Source organism: Dehalococcoidales bacterium (assembly GCA_035529395.1).
Classification (GTDB): domain Bacteria; phylum Chloroflexota; class Dehalococcoidia; order Dehalococcoidales; family Fen-1064; genus DUES01.
In genome coordinates this window covers 1-7,812 of sequence record DATKWT010000190.1, presented here as the reverse complement: position 1 = coordinate 7,812, position 7,812 = coordinate 1, and the positions used below count along the sequence as shown (strand labels likewise).

Below are 7,812 nucleotides of genomic sequence, written 5' to 3'. Positions count from 1 at the left end.
AGAGAGAGCCTGCGCCATATAGTCCATTATGCTGTAATTCTAGCACCTGCGCAAGAGAGCCTGCAACATCGACTGCGGTGCCACAACACGGACAGGGACACATTCCTTCCCTTGTTATCGGGAACCACGACCGAGGGTAGCCAGGGAGTGGCATGGCAATCCTGTATCAACGAAATTGCTTCGCTCGCAATTACGGCTGGTACTCAGTTGCAGAAATACCAGCTAGTATGTTCCGCGGGGTGAGACCCTTCGGCTTCGGCCTGCTGGTTAAGCCAGCAGGTAAACTCAGGGTGACACACCGTTGGCATGTCATTCTTGAGCAACACGCCACTAACCTCAGTGGCACGCCACTAAGGTTAGTGGCGCAGAATCTGTATGTTGCGCGGATTTGTGCAACTAGCTACTGGTGTGGATACGAAGTGTCACCAATGTACTGGTTGAGTCCCCCACTGGCACAACACAGGCAGACGGGCTATACTATAATAGTAACTGAGTCCTGAGAAGGAGACAAATGAAGAGCTCCATTCGTGACTTCCTGGTAATGGCGGCAATCGCCGTGGTGGTCTTTATCGGACTGCGGTACACGGTACAGACCTTCGTGATATACGGTCCCAGCATGCAGCCTAACTTCTGGGAACACCAGCGGCTGCTGGTGAATAAGGTGGTCTACAGTATCCATGAGCCCGGAAGGGGAGACGTGATTGTATTTCGCCCTCCCAACGGCCAGCGAGACAGCTACATCAAGCGCATTATCGGACTGCCCGGCGAGTACGTGGAAATGAAGGATGGTCAGGTCTTAATCCACCATCCTGACGGCTCCGTGGTTACACTTGACGAGCCGTATGTACAAGAACCGGCTACCCGTTCCTATGTTAGCGACACAATCCCTCCCGGCGAGTACTTCGTACTCGGCGACAACCGCAACAACACCAATGACTCACGAAACGGCTGGCTGGTCCCGACCGGAGACATAATAGGCAAAGCATGGTTATCAATCTGGCCTCCGGACAAATGGGGGCTGGCCGCCAACTATCCCCCACCGGAGCAGATAGCCAGCGCCGCCGGTGACTAACCCCCTGAACGAGTATAAGTCAACGTTTGGGCCTGGAGACGACTACGTAACAGAGGGTTTCATGATGAGTGATGTAGAGGATATCTTCGTCAAGGCAGGGGCGGTGCTGAAAGGCCACTTCCTCCTGGCTTCCGGACTACACTCCCCGGTCTACTGGGAGAAGTTCCGGGTACTGCAGTTCCCCGCCTATACCGAGCAACTCTGCGGAATGATTGCCGACCACTTCCGGGAGGAGGGCATCCAGATGGTAGCCGGCCCAACCACCGGTGGTGTCATCCTTGCCTCCGAAGTAGCCAGGCAGCTTGGAACACGAGCCATATATGCCGAAAGGGCAGAATCCGAAGGAAGAATGTTCCGGCGTGGTCAGAGCATCAGTCCGGGGGAGCGTGTCCTTGTGGTGGATGACGTTATGACCGCCGGTGGCTCGATACGGGACGTAATCGATGCCGTCATTGCCCTCAACGGCAAGGTCGTGGGTATTGGTGTTCTGGTAGACCGCGCCAGGCAGCCTGTTGATTTCGGGGTTCCCCTCTATAGCTGCCTGCGGACAGTGGCAGAAACCTACACACCGGAGAACTGTCCACAGTGCGCCGCCGGTAAACCACTGGTCAAGCCCGGCAGCGGACAGGCCTGATTCCGCTCAAGATACCACATTAAAAACCGGAAAGAAAAGCGGCACTCCCCGTGTGGGGAGTGCCGCTCTGTTCTTGTAATGTGGTGCTATAGCCTGTTAGCCCTTATCGAATGTGTCCCACCACTCTGGTATCCAGTTCTCGGGCATATCTACCCAGAGACCGAGTGGCTTACCCCTGGGTACCTGTGGAGTCGGCCACCCCTCGAGCTCCTTGGCAATTTTCTCCTTGTGGTAGGCAGTATCACCCAGGTAGAGCTGGAAGGTTTTGCCCCGACGCGAGTACAGAGGAAGGACACCGTCATTGACAGTATACCCTACGCCACCATGCACCTGGTGTGCGCGCCAGCAAGCCCTCTCGTGAGCATCGCTGCCCCACGCCTTGGCAACAGCCACTTCAAAGTCACAGGGCTCACCCTCGGCAATCTTCCAGGCAGCCAGGTAGGTAGACCATCGAGCACCGTTGACATCGCGCAGCAGGAAGACGCAGTGCTCCTGGATGTACTGGTTGATGCCAATGGGCATGTCAAACTGTATCCTCGTCCTGGCGTAGTCCACGGATAGCTCAAGTAGCTTCTCTCCTGCTCCGAGCATCTGGGCGCAGAGCATCACCGCTCCGACTTTCATCGACTTGTCAAGCGGTGCCCAACCACCGTTCAGTGCACCGACGATGTTCTGCCTGGATACCTTCACCTTGTCAAATATGACCTCGCACTGCATGTCACCGGCGATGGTCCTCAGCGGTGTTATGCTGATTCCCGCGCTCTTGGCATCCACCAGAAACAGGGTGATGCCATCAGCAGGGTCCGCTCCGCTCTTGGTCCTGGCCACGACAAGAAAGGTGTCGGCACAGACAGCGTCATGGACAAACAGCTTTGTGCCGTCGATTACATAGTCATCACCGGCAGCAGTAGCCGCAACCGTGACTCCCTCGGGGTCCCATGCTTTCATGTCCCAACTGGACTCCGGCTCGGTGAGGGCCATAGCTACTATTTGCTCACCCCTGGCTATCCTGGGCAGTATCTCTGCTTTCTGCTCCTCGGTGCCAGCCTCCAGAATCGTCATTCCGCCGAGAATAACGGTGGAAAGGTACGGACCGGGGAACATCGCCCGGCCGAACTCTTCATAGAGTACCGCCAAGTCAATAACATTCATACCGGCGCCGTCATACTGTTCCGGAAAGACAAGCCCGAGCCATCCCAGCTCCGCAACTTTCTTCCAGAGGTCAGGGGAATAACCCTGATCACCAGCTTCAACATCCCGGATGAGTTTCTCAGTACACTCCTCCTCAAGAAAATCTCGAGCGGACGTTCTCAGCATTTCCTGTTCTTCAGTGAAATTAAAATCCATCTTATAGCTCCTTTCACTTCATATCGTCCGGCCCTCAGGTGGACTATCCTCTCTCCTCTATTGCCGCTCTTATTTCCTTGTTGAACTTGGCCGGGATTCTCGGCAGGCCGAGTCCTCTTCCGCCAAGCACTATCTTGTTTACCTCAATCGTCCCGGCAGGATGCGTACTCCGCGATACCTCCCAGGAACCGGCGGCACGTCCCTCGTATTTACAGTACTTCGAGCCACGGCGCAACTGTCCGTAGAGTCCCATGGCGTCGATTAGCTGCTTGGCCCTGTCGGCAGACACCACCTTGTTGTGAAGTCCACCGGCCTCTGGCGGGGGCGAACCCAGCTTGTCTCTCTGGCTGAAGTGCCAGGCGGCAAACCAGCCCTGGAGCCACACGAGTTCCATCTCGATTGCCCGGTCTGCCAGCAGGTCACGAACTGCCGGGTTTTCCAGCAGGGGCTTGCCGTTCGGCTTCTCATTCCGGTAAAAATCGATAAGCTCTTCCATGCCGCGCCTGGCGCCGGCACCGCCACCGGTCGTGCTCCGCTCGAACTCGAAGGTCACCATGGCATGATAGAAGCCACGGTTCAACTCGCCAAGCAGACGGTCCTTCGGTACCTTCACATTGTCAAAGAAGATGTCCACGGTGAAGACACCCAGCGTGGGTAGCGCACTGTAGCTGACCCCCGGGCTATGGGCGTCAATCAGGAACAGGCTGATACCACGATGCTTGGGGGTAACGTCCTGTGTCCTGGCCAGCGTGTACAGGTAGTCTCCCTGACCGGGAGCCGTGATGAATGTCTTCTGGCCGTTGAGAATGTAGTTGTCGCCGTCTTCGACAGCCCTCAGGGATACGTTCGCCTCATCCGAACCGGCGTCAGGCTCGGTGAAGGCCTGGTACCAGATATCCTCGCCCTTGGCGATACCGGGGAGGAACTTGCTCTTCTGCTCCTCGGTACCGAAGACATGCAGAGGGGGTCCGCAGACGCGTATGCCCTGGCTGCCCGGCCAGGCTGCACCCCAATAAGAGGTCTCCTCCATGACCACACCCTGCTCCATGTCACTCAGACCGAGACCGCCGCTTTCCTTGGACCACCCGGGCGTAAGGTAACCCTTCGCACCGGCCTTCCGTTGCAGGTCCATCCAGAACTTGTACTGCGCCATGGTCTGGCCCCTCTGGCCACGTGGACGGTAGTCTGAAGGCAGATTGTCAAGGAAGAAATCGTCGATCTCTTTCCTCAGCTTCTCTTGCTCTTCAGTGAAACGGAAATCCATTTACGTGCCTCCTTCCATTATATTTAATATCGAGTCAAGCGAATCCACTAAAGAATGCTTCATTGTCCTCACATGAGGACACCGAGATGAATCATAGCAAGTTATATCAAAGACGTCAAATCCAAACTTGCAAACATCGTGCGTTTGCCTTATAAATATACTATACATCCAACAGGAAAACCGGACACGGTGGTCTTCCACTCACCGCCGGGCGCCCTTTATTCCGGTGAAACTGGCGCTGCATCGGGCCGGATGAGGCTTATACCGCAGCCTGCCCAGAGGAGAAGACAATGAAATCAGGAGTACTCGCCAAGTACGAAAACCTTCTGCCACTGACATCGGCAACGCCACGATTCACACTGGGTGAGGGAGATACTCCCCTGGTGAGCAACCGCCGACTGGCCGAGGAAATCGGCTGCGGGGAATTGTACTTCAAGCTGGAAGGGTGCAACCCCACCGGCTCTTTCAAGGACCGGGGTATGGTGGTTGCCGTGGCTAAGGCGATAGAAGAAGGTAGCCAGGCAATCATGTGTGCCTCTACGGGCAATACCAGCGCCTCAGCGGCCGCTTACGCCGCCTGCTGCGGTCTTCAGGCAATCATCATCGTACCCGAAGGGAAAATCGCCCTCGGCAAGCTGGCCCAGGCAATCGTCTACGGTGCCAGAATAATCACTATCGATGGTAACTTCGACCAGGCCCTGACCATAGTGCGGTCTCTCACCGAGAAACACCCGGTTACCCTGGTGAACTCGCTCAATCCATACCGGATTGAAGGGCAGAAGACCGCTGCTTTTGAAATCGTTGACGCCCTCGGTGAAGCTCCGGACTACCTCTTCATCCCGGTGGGCAATGCGGGCAATATCACTGCCTACTGGAAGGGCTTTACCGAGTACTATCAGGCAGGCAGGGCAAAGCAGAAACCACAGATGATGGGCTTTCAGGCCCAGGGTGCCGCGCCCATTGTGCATGGCCACATCATTGAGGAACCAAACACTATTGCCACCGCGATACGAATCGGCAACCCGGCAAGCTGGCAGCAAGCGGAAGCAGCCCGCGACGAATCCGGCGGCATCATCGATATGGTCAGTGACGAGGAAATCATGGCCGCCTACCACCGCATGGCAAGCAAGGGGGGTATCTTCGGGGAACCGGCTTCGGCGGCTTCTCTGGCCGGGCTTATCAAGCTTTCCGGCAGTGGTATGGACTTCTCGGGCAAACGAATCGTCTGCATCGTGACCGGCACGGGGTTGAAGGACGCGGATGCCGCTCTAAGAGACACCGGTTCATTCAGCCAGCTACCGGCAGAGACGACAGCCATCGAGCAAGCCCTCGGCTGGGCCTAGCAGAGTGCTGAATAAGGAAAGCCCAGAGGGGTCGCCCCTCAGAAGGGGCCAAGCCCCTTTGGCAGGGGTGTCTGGGCGTCATTCTTACAGAATGACGTTAGCAGAATCCGAAACCAGATTCTGCCGGTGTCCCCCAGATATCGTGGGATTGGTCGAAAGGGTTTTTCATCACCATGCTAGAGTATTCCGACAATGAATAGAGTGACAACTGCCACCGATGTCTTTCAAGCTGGTAACTGCGGGAATTGAAACATCTGCATTACGGCTGGATCATGGTTTTCAGTGCGGTCGGCATTCTGGCGACGCACGCCCTCACTTTCTATAGCTTTGGCATATTCCTGCGACCGATAACGGAGCAGTTCCACTGGGACAGGGGTGCCCTTTCCGCCGCCATCTCGATAGGTATGCTGATAACCGGCCCCTTCAGCATTCTTGCCGGGAAACTGAGTGACCGGTACGGCCCCCGCTTGCTGGTCACTGCCAGCGGTATCATTACCGGAGTAGCCTTTATCTTCATGTCGCAGATTAGTGCCCTGTGGCATGTCTACCTGATATACGGCGTTGCCGTTGCCATCGGCGGTGGCGGATGCGTGGTCCCGGTCACGACGACAATACTGCGGTGGTTCAAGCAGAAAAGGGGGGTAGCCCTGGGACTCACCTGGACCGGTATCGGTCTGGGCGGCATCATTGCCCCGATGCTGTCCCAGTGGCTGATATCCGACTACGACTGGCCAACAGCCTATATTGTCTTGGGCTTAATCACCCTGGTAGTGGTTATACCGCTGGCGCAGACCCTGAAAGGCAGCCCGCAGCAAATGGGACTCCAGCCCTACGGTGAAATGTCAAGCCGGCAGGATGAAGAAGAGCCGGTGGTGACGGAGAGCCTTTCTATTAAACAGGCAATCCGGACGGGACGGTTCTGGATATTTGGCCTGGTAATGTTCTGTTTCATCTTTATAATACAGGTAATGATGGCACATATTGCACCCCATGCCATCGACATGGGCATCTCCTCAGCATTAGCCGCTTCGATTGTGTCCATCTGGGCCGCTACCAGTCTCATCGGGCGGAACCTGGCTGGCTTTGTATCGGACCGGATAGGGCCCACACCATCTCTCATCTTCCACCTGGCGCTAATGGTCCTGGCGCTGGCCTGGCTTCTTTTCGCCAGAGAGGTCTGGACATTCTATGTCTTTGCCGTTATCTACGGTATCGCCTATGGAGGCATTGTGCCATTGCAGACACTACTGACTGGAGAACTGTTCGGACTCAGGTTCCTGGGAGCCGTCATGGCAAGCCTGATGGTGGTCGGTTCCATGGGAGGGGCGCTGGGAGCACCTCTGGCCGGTACCATCTTCGATACAACCGGCAGCTACCAACTGGCCTTCATTATTTGCCTAATTATGGCACTATTGGCTATCATTCTCAGTGTGCTTCTATCGCGGCAACAAAGGAGACGGCAGGCCACTCCGTGAACCCTTAGCAGGGTGTTGAAAAAGGAGAGTCCAGGGAGGGTGCCCCTTCTGAGGGGCCCCGCCTCTTCTGAGAGGCGCCCTCTTCTGGCAGGGGTCTGGGGGTGTCCCCCAGATATCGTGGGGTTGGTCGAAAGGATTTTTCAGCACACCCCTGGAGCAGTCCAGGTACCGATGGGAACTCGAACACAGTAGCAACGCCAGAGGAGGACTTGAGTGATAAACGAGGAAGAGATAAAAAAGGCAACCAGCGCGATTATCAGGGCTATCGGTGAAGACCCTGAGAGAGAAGGTTTAGCGGATACACCACGGCGGGTCGCCGAGATGTACACCGAGTTGTTCTCCGGGCTCGGCGTCGACCCCCGGGAAGAGCTTACCGTGGGCTACGAGCTTGGCCACCGGGAAATGGTGATAGTCAAGGACATCCCTTTCTACTCGATGTGCGAGCACCACCTTCTGCCATTCTACGGTGTGGTGCACATCGGCTATATCCCGGACGTAGGCGGCCGTGTTGTCGGTATCAGCAAGCTGGCCAGGGTGGTGGAGATAGTCGCCAGAAGACCCCAGATTCAGGAGAGAATGACCACACAGATTGCCGAAGCTATTAACGACGGAGTAAACCCACAGGGCGTTGCCGTGGTGGTCCAGGCGGAACATATGTGCATGGTGATGCGCGGTGT

The 7,812-nt window shown here is 56.2% G+C and carries 7 protein-coding genes; 5 read left to right on the top strand and 2 right to left on the bottom strand.

The genetic code is table 11. From position 1 onward, the window contains the following. Window positions 1–511 precede the first annotated feature (511 nt). Complete coding sequence (gene lepB / locus VMW13_11510) at window positions 512–1,072, top strand: signal peptidase I (protein ID HUV45439.1); 561 nt, start codon at window positions 512–514, stop codon at window positions 1,070–1,072. A 61-nt stretch (window positions 1,073–1,133) separates the two neighbouring features. Next, window positions 1,134–1,706: an orotate phosphoribosyltransferase gene (gene pyrE / locus VMW13_11505; protein HUV45438.1), complete on the top strand. Its 573-nt coding sequence runs from the start codon at window positions 1,134–1,136 to the stop codon at window positions 1,704–1,706. A gap of 96 nt (window positions 1,707–1,802) precedes the next feature. Here pyrE and VMW13_11500 read toward each other — a convergent pair whose 3' ends face one another. Together VMW13_11500 and VMW13_11495 are read right to left on the bottom strand one after the other, a co-directional pair. After that, the gene (locus VMW13_11500; protein HUV45437.1) at window positions 1,803–3,053 is read right to left on the bottom strand and encodes an acyl-CoA dehydrogenase family protein; all 1,251 of its coding nucleotides are present in this window, start codon (window positions 3,051–3,053) and stop codon (window positions 1,803–1,805) included. 43 nt (window positions 3,054–3,096) lie between these two features. Next, complete coding sequence (locus tag VMW13_11495; protein ID HUV45436.1) at window positions 3,097–4,317, bottom strand: acyl-CoA dehydrogenase family protein; 1,221 nt, start codon at window positions 4,315–4,317, stop codon at window positions 3,097–3,099. A gap of 290 nt (window positions 4,318–4,607) precedes the next feature. Here VMW13_11495 and thrC point away from each other — a divergent pair, with 290 nt between their 5' ends. The 3 genes from thrC to folE all read left to right on the top strand — a co-directional run. After that, window positions 4,608–5,660: a threonine synthase gene (gene thrC, locus VMW13_11490; protein HUV45435.1), complete on the top strand. Its 1,053-nt coding sequence runs from the start codon at window positions 4,608–4,610 to the stop codon at window positions 5,658–5,660. Between the two features lie 245 nt (window positions 5,661–5,905). Further along, a complete protein-coding gene (locus VMW13_11485) occupies window positions 5,906–7,135 on the top strand; it encodes an MFS transporter (protein HUV45434.1) in 1,230 nt (409 codons plus the stop codon). A gap of 213 nt (window positions 7,136–7,348) precedes the next feature. Next, a partial coding sequence (gene folE, locus VMW13_11480) for a GTP cyclohydrolase I FolE (protein HUV45433.1) occupies window positions 7,349–7,812 on the top strand: 464 nt, incomplete at its 3' end.